We start from the raw sequence: 16,795 nt of genomic DNA, 5'->3' as shown, positions 1-16,795 counted from the left end.
GTCAGAGTCATGGAAGCATTGCACCAGAAAATCCGCGAACAAGGCATTGTGCTTTCCGACCAGGTCCTGACGGACGACGCCTTCCTGAACCACCAGATCGACCCGGCCCTGATGAAGCTGATCGGCGACGAATTCGCCACGCTGTTCAAGGATTCCGGCATCACCAAGATCGTCACCATCGAAGCCTCGGGCATTGCTCCGGCGATCATGACCGGTCTGAACCTCGGCGTGCCGGTGATCTTCGCCCGCAAGCACCAGTCCCTGACGCTGACTGAAAACCTGCTGTCGGCGACCGTCTACTCGTTCACCAAGCAGACCGAAAGCACCGTGGCCATCTCCCCGCGTCACCTGACCAGCAGCGACCGCGTACTGATCATTGATGACTTCCTGGCCAATGGTAAGGCTTCGCAGGCGCTGATCTCGATCATCAAGCAGGCCGGCGCCACCGTTGCCGGTCTGGGCATAGTCATCGAGAAGTCGTTCCAGGGCGGCCGCGCCGAACTGGACTCGCAGGGCTATCGCGTTGAATCGCTGGCTCGCGTGAAGTCGCTGAAGGATGGCGTGGTTACCTTCATCGAATAACCCGGTCTCACCGCAATCCCCTTGTAGGAGTGAGCCTGCTCGCGATAGCGGTGTATCAGTCGACATATTCTTGACTGAAACACCGCCATCGCGAGCAGGCTCACTCCTACAGTTGTTTTGGGTCAGGCAGTTATTGGGTGGTGGCTTTTAGGCCAGTGAGTAGGAGGCGTTGGAACAGGTCTTCTTTCAGGCCCTCCGGGGTGGTCAGCTGCATCCGTTCCAGATGCTCGGGATACAACGAAGCCTCCGGCGCATCCAGCGCAGCCTTGCCCAGCTCCAGAATCTCGCTCAACTTGAATTTGCTCTTCAGCCAGTTCAGCGCCCGCAGCAAATCCTTCTCGATCGCAGTGAAATCACAACCCAGCGGATATTCCGGAAACAGATGCGGATGCTTCGCTGCAATCGCCTGCAAGCGCTGCGGCGTGTTGTCGGCGAAACGTGGATCGATGCGGAAGTCCTTTGGCAATTTGCCGACCTTCTGCGCCTGCTCGATCAGCCCTGACTGAAAGCGTGAGTCGCTGATATTGAGCAACGCCTCAATGACCGCAGCGTCCGTCTTGCCGCGCAAATCGGCGATGCCGTATTCGGTAACCACGATATCCCGCAGATGCCGTGGAATCGTGCAGTGGCCGTATTCCCAGACGATGTTGGAACTGACATCGCCACCGGATTCACGCCAACTGCGCAGGATCAGAATCGAGCGCGCATCGTGCAACGCGTGGCCCTGGGCGACGAAGTTGTACTGCCCGCCGACGCCGCTGAGCACGCGTCCGTCTTCGAGTTGATCGGCCACGCCGGCGCCAAGCAACGTCATGGTGAACACCGTGTTGATGAACCGTGCATCAAGTCGCTGCAAACGCTTGAGTTCTTCCTGTCCGTACAGCTCGTTGATGTAGCTGATGCGGGTCATGTTGAATTCGAGGCGCTTGCTGTGCGGCAACTCGCGCAGTCGCTGGTAAAAACTGCGCGGGCCGAGGAAGAAGCCGCCGTGCACCGAGATGCCATCGGTTTGCGCCGCTTCATCGAGGGTGCCGGCGTTGGCCTGCTCTTGCGTCGCCACATCCGGATAAACCTTGCGCCGGATGATCCCGGCATCGGCCAGCACCAGCAGGCCGTTGACGAACATTTCGCTGCAGCCATAAAGGCCTTGGGCGAACGGTTCAGTGCCACCCTCACGGCTGATCAGCTGCGCCCACTGACTGAGGTTCACATCGCCCAGCAATGCCTGATAACCAGCGTTATCGCCTTGGCGGGCCAACAACGCAGCCGTCAGCGCATCACCCATCGAGCCGATGCCGATCTGCAATGTGCCGCCGTCGCGCACCAGGGTACTGGCGTGCAAACCAATGAAATGGTCCTGAAAACCCACCGGCATGTTCGGCGTGGAAAACAGCGTGCTGCTGTCCTTCTCGTCGATCAGCAGGTCGAAGGTGTCGATATCGACTTCAGCATCGCCGGGCATATATGGCAGATCGGTGTGCACCTGACCGACCAGCAGAATCGTCTCCCCGGCCTCGCGGCGCTTGGCGATCATCGGCAACAGGTCGAGGGTGATGTCCGGGTTGCAACTCAGGCTCAGACGATCGGGATGTTCGCTGCTGCTGGCGAGCAACTGGCCCACCAGATTCAGCCCGGCGGCGTTGATGTCGCGGGCCGCATGACTGTAGTTGCTGCTGACGTAATCCTGCTGCGCCGGCGCGCTGTTGAGCAGGCTGCCGGGCTGCATGAAGAATTGTTCGATGCGGATGTTGGCGGGCAGGCTGTCGCCCTGCAGGTCGGCGAGGAAATCGAACTCGGGATAGTCACCGAAGACGCGCTCGACGAAGGGCTCGATAAAGCGTTTTTGCAAGCCGTCGCCCAGGCTCGGCCGCCCCAGGCAGAGCGCCGTGTAGATCGTCAGCTGGCGCTCGGGCAAGCCCTTGATGCGCCGGTACAGCGCGTTGACGAAATGATTGGGTTTGCCCAGCCCCAGCGGCAAGCCCATGTGGATATGCACCGGCAACCTCGCCAGTACGTCGTCCACTGCCTGTTCGATCGAACACAACTGCACCATCTGAAGCCTCCCGCCCGTTCCGTGAATAGAGGTAGACCGAGCTTGCCTTGAGTTTGCTGCAAAGGACAGCCCACGCCGTGAATCGCGGGCACAAAAAAACCGTCCGAAGACGGTTTTTTTCATCAGAAGCGTGGCTTATTTCAGGCCGGACATCTTCTGGATTGCGCCCTTCAACTCGTCATCCGAGCAATCGGCGCAGGTGCCTTTTGGAGGCATGGCGTTAAGGCCGGTGATGGCCTTGGCCAGCAGGCCATCGAGGCCACCCTGATGATCGGCGCGGTCTTTCCAGGCTGCCGCGTCACCAATTTTCGGTGCGCCCAGCAGGCCGGTGCCGTGGCAAGCGTTGCAATGTTTGGCAATCACTTCATCCGGGGTTTTTGCACCGCCACCGCCGCCGGCAGTCGCAGCCACTTCCATCCCCTTGCATTCCTGCCCCTGAACACACACCTGGCCAACCGGCTCGAGGCGTTTGGCAATGTCGTCATTCGTCGCAGCTTGAGCGCTGACAGCCCAGAGGGCCAGTACGGTTGCTGGTGCAGCCAGCATTTTCATAATTAGGTTCACGCGTTCACCCTCAATGGTGGCTATTCACGCCTGCGGCCACGGTTCGCAGGCGGGCGGAAGTATAGCGGGTAGCCCGCCACACTGAAACAACCCCATAGTCGAAGGGGTTATACCGCACGGTGGAAAAACTGTCCGGATGCCTTTGCCGTCATGGCCTGGCACCTCTTTGTTTAAAAATTCGCCGGTGTTGCTGCGCTGATTAGTCGCGCAGGCGAGTCGAACGGATTACGGAAGCGATGCGGCTTGGTACTTTCAAAGTAGTAGCTGTCGCCGGCTTCGAGAATAAAAGTTTCCAGCCCCACCACAAGCTCCAGACGGCCCTCGACCAGAATCCCGGTTTCCTCACCCTCATGGGTAAGCATTTCTTCGCCAGTATCGGCGCCCGGTGGGTAGATTTCGTTGAGGAACGCGATAGCCCGGCTCGGGTGCGCGCGGCCCACCAGTTTCATGGTCACGGCGCCGTCGGAAATGTCGATCAGCTCGTTGGCCTTGTAGACGATCTGGGTCGGTTTTTCCTGGAGGATTTCTTCGGAAAAGAACTCGACCATCGACATGGGAATGCCGCCCAGAACTTTTCTCAGCGAACTGATCGAAGGGCTGACGCTGTTCTTTTCGATCATCGAAATGGTGCTGTTGGTGACGCCCGCGCGTTTGGCGAGTTCACGCTGGGAAAGCCCTTTGAGCTTGCGGATCGATTGCAGTCGTTCACCGACGTCCAAGGCTGGAGCCTCCAGAGTGTTGTAGAAATATTGAGCGTTATCATGGCGACAGCGTTCAGTATTTACAACACTCGGGACCCGTAGCGGCCTCAACCCTCGGAATAGAGCCTTGGCACTCGACGCAGGTTGCAGAAAATCTGGTAGGGAATGGTGTCGGCCCACTTCGCCACTTCGCTGGCGAGGATGTTTTTACCCCACAGTTCGACGGTCGAACCGAGGTCGGCTTCCGGCACATCGGTGAGGTCGATGCAGAGCATGTCCATCGATACTCGACCAAGGATGCGGCTGCGTTTGCCCGCCACCAGCACCGGTGTGCCAGTTGGCGCCTGACGCGGGTAGCCATCGGCGTAACCCATGGCCACCACGCCGATGCGCATCGGCTTGTCGGTGATGAATCTGGCGCCGTAGCCAATCGGCTCGCCGGCCGGCAACTCACGCACGCAGATCACTTTTGATTCGAGGGTCATCACTGGTTGCAGGCGGTCAGCCACAGCGTTGGCTTCTTCGAACGGTGTGGCGCCGTAGAGCATGATGCCGGGACGCACCCAGTCGCTGTGAATCTGCGGCCAACCGAGCACGGCTGGCGAATTGCGCAGACTGACTTCGGCAGCCAAGCCTTGGCGAGCGGCTTCAAATACCGCCACTTGATCGGCGCTGCTCTGCTCGTGTAATTCATCGGCGCGGGCGAAGTGACTCATCAGGACGATTTTCGCCACTTTGCCGCTGGCCAGCAGGCGTTGATAGGCCGCCGGATAATCTTTCGGATGCAAACCCACACGGTGCATGCCCGAATCGAGTTTCAGCCACACAGTGATCGGTTTGCTCAGCGCAGCTTTCTCGATGGCTTCGAGTTGCCACAGCGAATGCACCACGGTCCAGAAATCATGCTCGACGATCAGCGCCAGTTCATCGGCCTCGAAAATCCCTTCAAGCAACAACACCGGGGCACGGATGCCGGCGGCGCGCAGCTCCAGCGCTTCTTCGATACAGGCGACGGCGAAACCATCGGCCTCGGCTTCCAGCGCCTGGGCGCAACGCACCGCGCCATGGCCATAGGCATCGGCCTTGATCACCGCCAGCGCCTTGGCACCGGTGACTTCGCGGGCAATTTGGTAGTTGTGACGCAGGGCTTGAAGGTCGATCAGGGCACGGGCAGGACGCATGGCAGCAGACTTCTTGGCGGTCATGGGAATAAAAACCGGCGCTGGCTGACGACGTGAACCGCCAACAGCACCGGGAGAGGGATCTTTACAACGGGTTACGGCAGCGCGGCGACGATGGAAATTTCGACCAGGATGCTCGGCTTGGCCATCTTCGCTTCAACGGTGGCACGAGCCGGAGCAGCGCCTTTGGGCAGCCACTGGTCCCTCACCGAGTTCATCCCGGCAAAGTGCGCTTCGATGTCGTTCAGGTAGATCGTTGCCGACAGTAAATGCTGTTTGTCAGTCCCGGCCAGATCAAGCAAACGCTCGATATTGGCGAGCACTTCGCGAGTCTGCTGTTCAACCCCGGCGTTGAAGTCATCGCCGACCTGCCCGGCCAGATACACGGTGCCGTTGTGGCTGACGATCTGACTCATGCGCTCATTGGTGAGCTGGCGCTGGATTGCCATGTTTTGCGGACTCCTGGATTTTGTTGCCATAACGGGAAATATCGAGACCTTCGGCGCTGATCTGTGGCTTTTTCTTCGCCATCAGGTCCGCCAGCAAACGACCGGAACCGCACGCCATGGTCCAGCCGAGGGTGCCGTGACCGGTGTTGAGGAACAGGTTCTTGAACGGCGTGGCGCCAACAATCGGCGTGCCGTCCGGAGTGGTCGGACGCAGGCCGGTCCAGAAACTCGCCTCGGCCAGATTGCCGCCCTGAGGATAAAGGTCGTTGACGATCATCTCCAGGGTTTCGCGCCGACGCGGGTTCAGCGACAGGTCAAAACCGGCGATCTCGGCCATGCCGCCGACGCGGATGCGGTTGTCGAAACGGGTGATCGCGACCTTGTAGGTCTCGTCGAGAATGGTCGAGGTCGGAGCCATGGCCGGGTTGGTGATCGGCACGGTCAGCGAGTAACCCTTGAGCGGATACACCGGGGCCTTGATGCCCAGCGGCTTGAGCAGTTGTGGCGAGTAGCTGCCGAGCGCCAGCACGTAGCGGTCGGCGGTTTCCAGTTTGCCATCGATCCATATGCCGTTGATGCGATCACCGGCGAAGTCGAGTTTCTGGATGTCCTGACCGAAACGGAATTCCACACCCAGTTTGACCGCCATTTCAGCGAGCCGGGTGGTGAAGATCTGGCAGTCGCCGGTCTGGTCGTTCGGCAGACGCAAGGCACCGGCGAGGATGTCGGTGACATTGGCCAGCGCTGGCTCGACGCGGGCAATGCCGGCGCGGTCGAGGACTTCAAACGGTACGCCGGACTCTTTCAGCACGGCGATGTCTTTCGCGGCGCCATCAAGCTGCGCCTGGGTGCGGAACAGCTGAGTCGTGCCGAGGCTGCGGCCTTCGTAGGCGATGCCGGTTTCGGCGCGCAATTCGTCGAGGCAGTCACGGCTGTACTCGGACAGACGCACCATGCGCTCCTTGTTCACCGCGTAGCGGTTGGCGGTGCAGTTGCGCAGCATCTGCGCCATCCACAGATACTGGTCGATGTCGGCGGTGGCCTTGATCGCCAGCGGCGCGTGGCGTTGCAGCAGCCACTTGATGGCCTTGAGCGGCACGCCCGGCGCTGCCCACGGCGAGGCATAGCCCGGCGAGACCTGGCCGGCGTTGGCGAAACTGGTCTCCATGGCGGCGGCGGGCTGCCGGTCGACTACCACCACTTCAAACCCGGCACGGGCCAGATAGTAAGCACTGGCGGTACCGATGACGCCGCTACCCAAGACCATAACGCGCATTTTTTATCCCTCTCGCGGCGTGCCGCGTACGTCTGTTGTTAGAGCAATGATGCGCGCAGTGTAAAAAATAAATGCCAGTGCTTTTCACTATATAAGCGCCTATATTTGGCGACAATTCTCGGCAAAAACCCTTTTCACGGAGGCGCATCCCCTATGCGTACCAACACTCAGACCAAACGTGAGCTGGACAAGATCGACCGCAACATTTTGCGGATCCTGCAGGCGGACGGGCGGATTTCCTTCACCGAACTCGGGGAAAAGGTCGGCCTCTCCACCACGCCGTGCACCGAGCGGGTGCGACGTCTGGAGCGTGAGGGGATCATCATGGGCTACAACGCCCGGCTGAATCCGCAGCATTTGAAGGGTAGTCTGCTGGTGTTCGTCGAGATCAGCCTCGACTACAAATCCGGCGATACTTTCGAAGAGTTCCGACGCGCGGTGCTGAAATTGCCGCACGTGCTGGAGTGCCACTTGGTGTCAGGGGATTTCGACTATCTGGTGAAGGCGCGGATTTCCGAAATGGCTTCGTACCGCAAACTGCTGGGCGACATCCTCTTGAAGCTGCCGCATGTGCGTGAGTCGAAGAGTTATATCGTGATGGAAGAAGTAAAGGAGAGCTTGAGCTTACCTATTCCAGACTGAAGATTGGTGGCGCTCCATTCGCGAGCAGGCTCGCTCCCACAGAGGAATGCATTCCAAATGTGGGAGCGAGCCTGCTCGCGAAAGCCGCAACTCGGTCAGGAATGAACTGGCTAAACCAGCACCTGCCGATTCGCCGCCATGTACTCGAAGATCTGCTTCTCGACCCGAGGATGAATCAGCTCCACCGGCCCTCGCCCATTCGGGCAAGGCAACGTCTTCGTCGTCCCGAACAAGCGGCAAATCAACGGTCGCTCGCCATACACCGTGCAGCCATTCGGCCCCAGGTGCACACAGTTCAGCTCTTCCATTGCCGCATCCTGCTCGGCGCGGGTCTTGCGCGGCAGGCGCGCCATTTCCTCCGGTGAAGTCGTCACCGGCCCACAGCAGTCGTGGCAGCCCGGTACGCAGTCGAACGTCGGGATCTGCTGACGCAGGGTGCGGATTTTCTCGCTGTTGCAGCTCATCGAAACGGTGACCAACGTGGAATAGGCGGCAATTGTGCCGCAAAAGCCGTGATCCAGACACCGCAGACCGACCAATGTTGCCCACCTTCGCGGGTGCGGCTTATGCTCCGTCAAATTTTCTCGACACCCCGCTCAGGATGACGCCCATGAACGCCCGCGCCCAGACCACCGCGAGCCAACCTCACGTTGCCTCTTACTACGCCGCCAGCAGCCTGCCGCAACCTGACCATCCGCAGCTGCAAGGTGAGGTGATGGCCGACGTGTGCGTGGTCGGCGGCGGGTTCTCCGGGCTCAACACCGCACTGGAACTGGCCGAACGCGGCCTCAGCGTGGTGCTGCTGGAAGCGCACAAGATCGGCTGGGGCGCCAGCGGCCGCAATGGCGGGCAGTTGATTCGCGGGGTCGGCCACGGCCTCGATCAGTTTGCCAACGTCATCGGCACCGACGGCGTGCGGCAGATGAAACTGATGGGCCTGGAGGCGGTTGAAATCGTCCGCCAGCGCGTCGAACGCTTTCAGATCCCCTGCGACCTGACCTGGGGCTATTGCGACCTCGCCAACAAACCGTCCGACCTCGAAGGTTTTGCCGAAGAAGCCGAAGAGCTGCGCAGCCTCGGATATCGCCACGAAACCCGTTTGCTGCAAGCCAGCGAGATGCACACGGTGGTTGGCTCCAAACGCTATGTGGGTGGCCTGATCGATATGGGTTCCGGGCATCTGCATCCGTTGAACCTGGCCCTGGGCGAGGCCGCAGCGGCACAGCAACTGGGCGTGCAGCTATTCGAGCAATCGGCGGTGACCCGCATCGATTACGGCCCTGAAGTGAAAGTGCACACGGCACAAGGCTCGGTGCGGGCGAAGACGCTGGTGCTGGGCTGCAATGCCTATCTCAATGGCCTTAACTCGCAACTCAGCGGCAAAGTCCTGCCTGCCGGCAGCTACATCATCGCCACCGAGCCTTTGTCCGCAGAACAGGCGCATAACCTGCTACCGCAAAACATGGCGGTCTGTGACCAGCGGGTGGCGCTGGATTACTACCGACTCTCGGCGGATCGTCGTTTGCTGTTCGGCGGTGCTTGCCATTACTCGGGGCGCGACCCCAAGGACATCGCTGCGTACATGCAGCCGAAGATGCTCGAAGTCTTCCCGCAACTGGCCGGAGTGAAGATCGCTTATCAGTGGGGCGGCATGATCGGCATCGGCGCCAACCGCTTGCCGCAGATTGGCCGGCTCGCGGATCAGCCGAACGTGTATTACGCCCAGGCCTATTCCGGACACGGGGTGAATGCCACACACCTGGCGGGCAAGTTGCTGGCCGAGGCGATCAGTGGGCAACACAGTGGTGGCTTTGATTTGTTCGCCAAGGTGCCGCACATCACCTTCCCGGGCGGCAAGCATTTGCGTTCACCGTTGTTGGCGTTGGGGATGTTGTGGCATCGGCTCAAAGAGCTGGTCTGACAGATATGTGACGCCTTCGCAGACGCCTTCGCGAGCAGGCTCGCTCCCACACTTGGAATGCATTTTCCTGTGGAAGCGAGCCTGCTCGCGAATGGTCCTCACGTTCACTGGAGATCTCAGATCCGCCAGAACGGCTTCAACCCCTCCTCCAGCGCCTGCTCCCGCGTCAGTCCGACATCCTTGAGTTGCTCCGGCGTCAAGCCGAGCAACGCCTTGCGCGTGTGCAGACGATGCCAGAACAGACCCCAGCGACTGAACCCGGACGGCGCATTGCGCATGGCCGTGTCCCACGCACTGTCCTCCTGCCCTGCCTCCAGTTCCTGACTGTGTAACGTCAGCCGCACATCGCTAAAGCCGTTCATTTTTGTCGCTCCTGTTTACTTGGGTAGCCAGAGATTCCATGATGCGCGGGTCGGCAAAAGCATTACAGATTCAACACATCTGTATTATTTCCATACAGATTTGCTGTTCCTGCCACTGAATTGTCGATTTACGTCGCATCTGTACTGGTTTTTCGAATCATCTGCATCGAGGCAGTGCCATGACGCTTTATGTGAATCTCGCCGAACTGCTCGGCACGCGCATCGAACAAGGTTTCTATCGTCCAGGTGACAGATTGCCGTCGATACGCGCCTTGAGCGTAGAACATGGCGTCAGTCTCAGCACGGTGCAGCAGGCTTATCGCATGCTCGAAGACAGTGGTCTGGCCACGCCGAAACCCAAATCGGGCTATTTCGTCCCGGTCGGCCGCGAGTTGCCGGAGCTGCCCGCCGTCGGCCGTCCGGCGCAGCGGCCGGTGGAGATTTCGCAGTGGGATCAGGTGCTAGAGCTGATTCGCGCGGTGCCGCGCAAGGATGTGGTGCAACTCGGTCGCGGCATGCCCGATGTCACTTCACCGACCATGAAACCGCTGCTGCGCGGCCTGGCGCGAATCAGTCGCCGGCAGGACATGCCGGGTCTGTATTACGACAACATTCACGGCACCCTCGAATTGCGTGAGCAGATCGCCCGATTAATGCTCGACTCCGGCTGCCAGTTGAGCGCCAGCGACCTGGTCGTCACCACCGGTTGCCACGAAGCGCTGTCCACCAGCATCCACGCGATCTGCGAGCCGGGTGACATCGTCGCGGTGGACTCGCCAAGCTTTCACGGCGCCATGCAGACCCTCAAAGGGCTGGGCATGAAAGCGCTGGAAATCCCTACCGACCCACTCACCGGCATCAGCCTCGAAGCGCTGGAACTGGCCCTGGAACAATGGCCGATCAAGGTCATTCAGCTCACGCCCAACTGCAACAATCCGCTCGGCTACATAATGCCGGAGTCGCGCAAACGTGCGTTGTTGACGCTCGCCCAGCGTTTCGACGTGGCGATCATCGAAGACGATGTGTATGGCGAACTGGCCTACACCTACCCACGCCCGCGCACGATCAAATCCTTCGACGAAGATGGCCGAGTGCTGTTGTGCAGTTCGTTTTCCAAGACCTTGGCGCCAGGTCTGCGTATTGGTTGGGTCGCGCCGGGGCGCTATCTGGAACGGGTGCTGCATATGAAATACATCAGCACCGGTTCCACCGCGCCACAACCGCAGATTGCCATCGCCGAATTTCTCAAGTCGGGCCATTTCGAACCGCATTTGCGGCGGATGCGCACGCAATACCAGCGTAATCGCGACATGATGATCGACTGGGTAACCCGCTATTTCCCGGCCGGTACTCGCGCCAGCCGTCCGCAAGGCAGTTTCATGTTGTGGGTCGAATTGCCGCAAGGTTTCGACACCTTGAAACTCAATCGTGAGCTGCATGATCAAGGTGTACAGATTGCCGTCGGCAGCATCTTTTCCGCCTCGGGGAAGTACCGCAATTGCCTGCGGATGAACTACGCTGCCAAACCGACGCCGCAGATCGAAGAAGCGGTGCGCAAGGTTGGCGCGGCGGCGATCAAATTGCTGGCCGAAGCCGACTGACTTTTTTTGAGAGCCCAGCGTCCATATGCCGACCCTTGCCGCCCTTCGGAACGATCCTACGTGAGCTTCAGACAGCCCCTGCCCGCTTTGCTGATGCTCGCCGCGCTCCTGAGCGGTTGCGCCAGCCTCGATGTGCCGCGTGAACCGAGTCAGGCGCTGCCGGCGTCCGACTCAAGTTTCGGTCGCTCGATCCAGGCGCAAGCCACGCCATATCAGGGGCGCTCCGGGTTTCGTTTACTGTCCAACAGCACCGAAGCCTTTACCGCCCGCGCCGAGCTGATCCGCAACGCGCAAACCAGTCTCGACCTGCAGTACTACATCGTGCATGACGGCATCAGTACGCGAATGTTGGTGGAAGAACTGCTCAAGGCTGCCGACCGTGGCGTACGGGTGCGGGTTCTGCTCGACGACACCACCAGCGACGGCCTCGACCAGATCATTGCCACGCTGGCGGCGCACCCGCAGATCCAGATCCGCCTGTTCAACCCGCTGCATCTGGGCCGCAGCACCGGCGTGACCCGAGCGGCCGGGCGCCTGTTCAATCTGTCGCTGCAACACCGGCGCATGCACAACAAGCTGTGGCTGGCGGACAACAGCGTGGCCATCGTCGGCGGGCGTAACCTGGGCGATGAGTATTTTGATGCCGAGCCCAATCTGAATTTCACCGACATCGATATGCTCAGCGTGGGACCTGTTGCCGAGCAACTCGGACACAGCTTCGACCAGTACTGGAACAGCGCGCTGAGCAAACCGATTGACGAGTTTCTTTCGAGCAAACCTACCGCCAAAGACCTGCAGAACACCCGCACGCGGCTGGAGGAATCGCTGGAAGAAACGCGCAAGCAGAATCACGCGCTGTATCAGCAGTTGATGACGTTCAAAACCGAGCCGCGCATGGACATCTGGCGCGAAGAGCTGATCTGGGCCTGGAACCAGGCACTGTGGGATGCGCCGAGCAAAGTACTGGCCAAGGACGAGCCGGATCCGCAACTGCTGCTGACCACACAACTGTCACCGGAACTGCGCGGTGTCAGTAAAGAGCTGATCATGATCTCGGCCTACTTCGTGCCGGGCCAGCCGGGGCTTGTGTACCTGACCGGACGCGCCGATGCCGGGGTCTCGGTGAGCTTGCTGACCAACTCGCTGGAGGCCACCGACGTACCGGCGGTGCACGGCGGCTATGCGCCTTATCGCAAGGCGTTGCTGGAACACGGCGTGAAACTGTATGAACTGCGCCGCCAGCCTGGGGATAACTACGGCAGCGGCCCGCACGTGTTCTACAGCAAGTCGTTTCGCGGCTCGGATTCAAGCCTGCACAGCAAGGCGATGATCTTCGACCGGCAAAAAGCGTTTATCGGCTCGTTCAATTTCGACCCTCGCTCAGTGTTGTGGAACACCGAGGTGGGCGTTCTGGTGGACAGCCCGGAGCTCGCCGAACACGTGCGCGAACTGGCCCTGCAAGGCATGGCGCCAGCGCTCAGCTACGAAGCGAAACTGCAGGATGGAAAAATCGTCTGGGTAACCGAGGACAACGGCCAGATGCACACGCTGACCAAGGAACCGGGGAGTTGGTGGCGACGCTTCAATGCGTGGTTCAGCACCACCGTGGGCCTGGAACGGATGTTGTAGTCGAATTGAAAACTCATTTGTGGCGAGGGAGCTTGCTCCCGCTTGAGTGCGCAGCGCTCACAAAATCTTTGGGGCCGCTGCGCAGCCCAGCGGGAGCAAGCTCCCTCGCCACAATAATTCCTTCGCTTTAAGAGCTGACTTAAGCAGGCTCGGCAATTTCGCCAAATGCGCCTTGTCGCATCAGCAGAATCACCAGCCCGAACGCCCCCGCCGCCATCAACAAAGGCAACGCATGCCCGCTGATCCACTGACTGCCCGCACCAGCAGCGAGCGGCCCGACCAGACAACCGACACCCCACAGTTGCGCAATATGCGCATTGGCCCGCACCAGCGCGTCGTCACGATAACGCTCGCCGATCAGAATCAGCGACAAGGTAAACAAACCACCGGCACTGGCGCCGAACAATACCCACAACGGCCAGATCAGCAGCGTATCGAGCAACATCGGAATCGCCAGGCTCGACAGCATCAACACCACCGCGCACCCGGTAAACAAGGTGCGCCGCGACAGATAGTCAGCCAATGCGCCAATCGGTAACTGCAGCAGCGCATCGCCGACCACCACCGTGCTGACCATCGCCAACGCGATCTCGGCGGTGAAGCCTTGCTGCAGGCAATACACCGGCAGCAGCGTCAGGATCATCGCCTCGAACGCGGCAAACAACGACACCGCCCAGGCAATCGCTGGCAGCTCCCGAGCGAAGCCCCACAGATCGCGGAACGTCACGCTGCTCGCTTCACTGCTCGGCGCACCACTGCGGCCCAGCAACAGCAACGGCGAAACCAGCAGCAGGCCGACACCGACCCAGAAACCATAATCATGCTCGGTGCCCAGCGCCCCCAGCAGCAACGGGCCAGACAGTTGGCTCAACGCATAGCTGCTGCCATACAGCGCCACCAGCCGCCCGCGCCAGTGCTCGACCACCAGTTGATTGATCCAGCTCTCGCCGAGGATGAAGACGATGGTCAGGATCACGCCGATCATCAAGCGCAGCACCAGCCAGATCGGATAACTCGGCAGCAACGCCAGCAAACCGATCGACAACGCTCCGGCCCACAGACACAAGCGCATCAGATTCGCCGTGCCGAAACGCGCCGCCAGATGACTGGAAATCTTCGCGCCCAACAACACGCCAATTGCCGGCATCGCCGCCATCACGCCAATCGCGAAGGAGCCGTAACCCCAACCTTCCAGGCGCAACGACACCAACGGCATGCTGACCCCCAGGGCCAGGCCGACACTCAAGACAGACGCCAACACGGCGAAATACGTCGCCCACCGCATGTTCCACGCTCCTGTGGATATTCTTTTTGTATTCACACAAAACACTGTGGGAGCGAGCCTGCTCGCGAATACGGTTTCACATTCAGCACAAGAGCTGACTGATACACCGCTTTCGCGAGCAGGCTCGCTCCCACAGGGGATCTCTGTTTCGTCAGGGAGCCCGGAGTGGCCGAGCTCCCGTCAACGACTTACAGCTTGATCCACGTCGCCTTCAGCTCGGTGTACTTGTCGAACGCATGCAGCGATTTATCGCGACCGTTGCCCGACTGCTTGAAGCCGCCGAATGGTGCGGTCATGTCGCCGCCGTCGTACTGGTTGACCCACACGCTGCCGGCGCGCAGCGCTTTGGCGGTCAGGTGTGCCTTGGAGATGTCCTGAGTCCACACCGCAGCGGCCAGGCCGTAAGGCGTGTCGTTGGCAATCTGAATCGCTTCTTCGGCAGTATCGAAAGCAATGACCGACAGTACCGGGCCGAAAATCTCTTCCTGAGCGATCTTCATCGCGTTGCTCACGCCGTCAAAAATCGTTGGCTCAACATACGTGCCACCGGTTTCCTGAAGGATGCGCTTGCCACCGGCGACCAGTTTGGCGCCGTCGGTGTGACCCGACTCGATGTAGGACAGCACGGTATTCATCTGCTGTGTATCGACCAGCGCGCCCACATTGGTCGCCGGATCCAACGGGTTGCCGGGTTTCCAGGTTTTCAGCGCTTCAATAACCATCGGCAGGAATTTGTCCTTGATCGAACGCTCGACCAGCAGACGCGAACCGGCGGTGCAGACTTCGCCCTGGTTGAAGGCGATGGCGCTGGCGGCAGATTCAGCGGCCGCTTGCAGATCCGGCGCATCGGCAAAGACGATGTTCGGGCTCTTGCCACCAGCCTCCAGCCAGACGCGTTTCATGTTCGATTCGCCGGAGTAGATCATCAGCTGCTTGGCGATCTTGGTCGAACCGGTGAACACCAGAGTGTCGACATCGTTGTGCAGCGCCAGCGCCTTGCCGACGGTGTGACCGTAACCCGGCAACACGTTGAGCACACCTTTCGGGATGCCGGCTTCGACGGCCAGTGCCGCGATACGGATGGCGGTCAGCGGGGATTTTTCCGACGGCTTGAGGATCACCGAGTTACCGGTGGACAGCGCCGGGCCGAGTTTCCAGCAAGCCATCATCAGCGGGAAGTTCCACGGCACGATGGCACCGACCACGCCCACTGGCTCGCGGGTCACCAGACCCAGTTGATCGTGCGGGGTGGCCGCGACTTCGTCGTAGATCTTGTCGATTGCCTCGCCGCTCCAGCTCAGCGCTTGCGCCGCGCCCGGAACGTCGATGTACAGCGAGTCACTGATCGGCTTGCCCATGTCGAGGGTTTCGAGCAGGGCCAGTTCTTCGGCGTGCTGTTTGAGCAGGCCGGCAAAACGGATCATGGTGGCTTTGCGTTTGGTCGGCGCCAGGCGCGACCAGACACCGGAGTTGAACGTGGCGCGGGCGTTTTCCACGGCACGCTGGGCGTCGGCGGCGTCACAGCTGGCAATCTTGCCGAGCAGACGGCCATCAACCGGGCTGATGCACTCGAAGGTTTCGCCGGAGACGGCGTCGGTGTATTCGCCGTTGAGGTAGGCGCGGCCTTCGATCTTCAGGTCGCGGGCGCGTTGTTCCCAGTCGGCACGAGTCAGGGTGGTCATTCGAGTGTCCTCCTCTTGTTGAATAGAGCGCCGCGTTTTTCGCGGACGTCTTCAGGAATTCTGCCCGGCCAGCCTGCTTTCGGCCCAAGGCACCCGCCACCCTAAACCAGCGGCCGGGGTTGTTTCAATATATTTGACATAAGCGCGCTATACGGCCTTGCGGTGTTCATTTTAATAAACATAGACTTTGGCCCTTTCAAGCCACCGCGCCGTCATCACGGGAGAAAACAACAATGAACATCCAGAACGTCGTCGACATCAGGCTGACCAGCAGCGAAGCGGAACGCTATCGCCCAGACCCGGCCAAAGTACTCAAGGGCGATCCTGAACAGGCCGTGTTCCATCAATACGAAAGCCCTTGTGGGCAAATGGGTGTCGGCGTGTGGGAAGGTGCGGTGGGTCAGTGGACGGTGAACTACACCGAACATGAATACTGCGAAATCCTGCAGGGGGTTTCGGTGCTGCGTGACAGCGACGGCAATGCCAAGACCTTGCGCGCGGGCGACCGCTTTGTGATTCCGGCTGGCTTCCGTGGCACCTGGGAAGTGCTGGAGGCGTGCCGCAAGATCTATGTGATCTTCGAAAAGAAGGCGTGAAGATTTGGGCTGGCTGATCCGGCCCTATCGCGAGCAGGCTCACTCCTACAGGTGACCGCATTCCAATGTAGGAGTGAGCCTGCTCGCGATGAGGCCCGGACAGGCGAAGCAAATCTGAAGGCAACAAAAAAGGCCCGTATCGTGAGATACGGGCCTTTTTCGTAAGTCGGGAAAAATCAATTACTTGATTTTGCCTTCCTTGTAGATCACGTGCTTGCGAACAACCGGATCATATTTCTTGATCTCGATTTTGTCCGGGGTAGTACGCTTG

Annotated in this window: 17 protein-coding genes; 6 read left to right on the top strand and 11 right to left on the bottom strand. The window is 60.0% G+C overall.

Features of this window, described 5'->3' with window-relative positions:
• The first annotated feature begins 9 nt into the window (after positions 1-9).
• The gene (locus ACIOWE_RS05235; protein ID WP_401388220.1) at positions 10-582 is read left to right on the top strand and encodes a xanthine phosphoribosyltransferase; all 573 of its coding nucleotides are present in this window, start codon (positions 10-12) and stop codon (positions 580-582) included.
• Positions 583-712: 130 nt separating this feature from the next.
• Here ACIOWE_RS05235 and ACIOWE_RS05230 read toward each other — a convergent pair whose 3' ends face one another.
• The 6 genes from ACIOWE_RS05230 to dadA form a co-directional block, all read right to left on the bottom strand.
• Entirely contained in the window at positions 713-2,635 is a 1,923-nt protein-coding gene (locus tag ACIOWE_RS05230; protein ID WP_401388217.1) for an acetyl-CoA hydrolase/transferase C-terminal domain-containing protein, read from the bottom strand.
• 135 nt (positions 2,636-2,770) lie between these two features.
• Positions 2,771-3,187 carry a cytochrome c5 family protein gene (locus ACIOWE_RS05225; RefSeq protein WP_053125000.1) on the bottom strand — a complete coding sequence of 139 codons (417 nt, stop codon included), beginning with the start codon at positions 3,185-3,187 and terminating at the stop codon, positions 2,771-2,773.
• A gap of 182 nt (positions 3,188-3,369) precedes the next feature.
• A complete protein-coding gene (locus ACIOWE_RS05220) occupies positions 3,370-3,918 on the bottom strand; it encodes a cupin domain-containing protein (protein ID WP_096817305.1) in 549 nt (182 codons plus the stop codon).
• An 89-nt stretch (positions 3,919-4,007) separates the two neighbouring features.
• Positions 4,008-5,081 carry an alanine racemase gene (gene alr, locus ACIOWE_RS05215; protein WP_401388214.1) on the bottom strand — a complete coding sequence of 358 codons (1,074 nt, stop codon included), beginning with the start codon at positions 5,079-5,081 and terminating at the stop codon, positions 4,008-4,010.
• 95 nt (positions 5,082-5,176) lie between these two features.
• On the bottom strand, positions 5,177-5,530 hold the full coding sequence (locus ACIOWE_RS05210) for a RidA family protein (RefSeq protein WP_401388212.1): 354 nt from the start codon (positions 5,528-5,530) through the stop codon (positions 5,177-5,179).
• Positions 5,502-6,806: a D-amino acid dehydrogenase gene (gene dadA, locus ACIOWE_RS05205; RefSeq protein WP_401388210.1), complete on the bottom strand. Its 1,305-nt coding sequence runs from the start codon at positions 6,804-6,806 to the stop codon at positions 5,502-5,504. The genes ACIOWE_RS05210 and dadA overlap by 29 nt, the downstream gene beginning before the upstream one ends.
• 153 nt (positions 6,807-6,959) lie before the next feature.
• On the opposite strand from dadA, the gene ACIOWE_RS05200 reads away from it, so the two are divergent.
• The gene (locus ACIOWE_RS05200; RefSeq protein ID WP_003177284.1) at positions 6,960-7,448 is read left to right on the top strand and encodes an Lrp/AsnC ligand binding domain-containing protein; all 489 of its coding nucleotides are present in this window, start codon (positions 6,960-6,962) and stop codon (positions 7,446-7,448) included.
• Between the two features lie 110 nt (positions 7,449-7,558).
• Here ACIOWE_RS05200 and ACIOWE_RS05195 read toward each other — a convergent pair whose 3' ends face one another.
• Positions 7,559-7,912: a YkgJ family cysteine cluster protein gene (locus ACIOWE_RS05195; protein ID WP_401388493.1), complete on the bottom strand. Its 354-nt coding sequence runs from the start codon at positions 7,910-7,912 to the stop codon at positions 7,559-7,561.
• A gap of 146 nt (positions 7,913-8,058) precedes the next feature.
• On the opposite strand from ACIOWE_RS05195, the gene ACIOWE_RS05190 reads away from it, so the two are divergent.
• Positions 8,059-9,369 (top strand): NAD(P)/FAD-dependent oxidoreductase, encoded by a 1,311-nt coding sequence (locus ACIOWE_RS05190; protein WP_401388207.1) that lies wholly within the window; start codon positions 8,059-8,061, stop codon positions 9,367-9,369.
• Positions 9,370-9,485: 116 nt separating this feature from the next.
• Here ACIOWE_RS05190 and ACIOWE_RS05185 read toward each other — a convergent pair whose 3' ends face one another.
• The gene (locus ACIOWE_RS05185; protein WP_401388204.1) at positions 9,486-9,731 is read right to left on the bottom strand and encodes a DUF1127 domain-containing protein; all 246 of its coding nucleotides are present in this window, start codon (positions 9,729-9,731) and stop codon (positions 9,486-9,488) included.
• A gap of 179 nt (positions 9,732-9,910) precedes the next feature.
• Between ACIOWE_RS05185 and ACIOWE_RS05180 the strand changes: the two genes are divergently transcribed.
• Together ACIOWE_RS05180 and ACIOWE_RS05175 are read left to right on the top strand one after the other, a co-directional pair.
• Positions 9,911-11,332 carry a PLP-dependent aminotransferase family protein gene (locus tag ACIOWE_RS05180; RefSeq protein ID WP_401388201.1) on the top strand — a complete coding sequence of 474 codons (1,422 nt, stop codon included), beginning with the start codon at positions 9,911-9,913 and terminating at the stop codon, positions 11,330-11,332.
• A gap of 60 nt (positions 11,333-11,392) precedes the next feature.
• The gene (locus ACIOWE_RS05175) at positions 11,393-12,961 is read left to right on the top strand and encodes a phospholipase D family protein (protein WP_401388198.1); all 1,569 of its coding nucleotides are present in this window, start codon (positions 11,393-11,395) and stop codon (positions 12,959-12,961) included.
• Between the two features lie 139 nt (positions 12,962-13,100).
• Here ACIOWE_RS05175 and ACIOWE_RS05170 read toward each other — a convergent pair whose 3' ends face one another.
• A complete protein-coding gene (locus tag ACIOWE_RS05170; RefSeq protein ID WP_401388195.1) occupies positions 13,101-14,246 on the bottom strand; it encodes an MFS transporter in 1,146 nt (381 codons plus the stop codon).
• Positions 14,247-14,434: 188 nt separating this feature from the next.
• Positions 14,435-15,928 (bottom strand): aldehyde dehydrogenase, encoded by a 1,494-nt coding sequence (locus ACIOWE_RS05165; RefSeq protein ID WP_122596715.1) that lies wholly within the window; start codon positions 15,926-15,928, stop codon positions 14,435-14,437.
• Positions 15,929-16,161: 233 nt separating this feature from the next.
• Between ACIOWE_RS05165 and ACIOWE_RS05160 the strand changes: the two genes are divergently transcribed.
• Positions 16,162-16,524 carry a cupin domain-containing protein gene (locus ACIOWE_RS05160; RefSeq protein ID WP_401388192.1) on the top strand — a complete coding sequence of 121 codons (363 nt, stop codon included), beginning with the start codon at positions 16,162-16,164 and terminating at the stop codon, positions 16,522-16,524.
• A 180-nt stretch (positions 16,525-16,704) separates the two neighbouring features.
• On the opposite strand, the gene rpmG is transcribed toward ACIOWE_RS05160, so the two are convergent.
• Positions 16,705-16,795: 50S ribosomal protein L33 (gene rpmG / locus ACIOWE_RS05155; protein ID WP_401388489.1), on the bottom strand; the 91-nt coding region annotated here is incomplete at its 5' end.

The organism is Pseudomonas sp. NPDC087598, assembly GCF_044743525.1.
Lineage (GTDB): Bacteria > Pseudomonadota > Gammaproteobacteria > Pseudomonadales > Pseudomonadaceae > Aquipseudomonas.
This window is presented reverse-complemented; position numbering and strand designations above follow the sequence as displayed.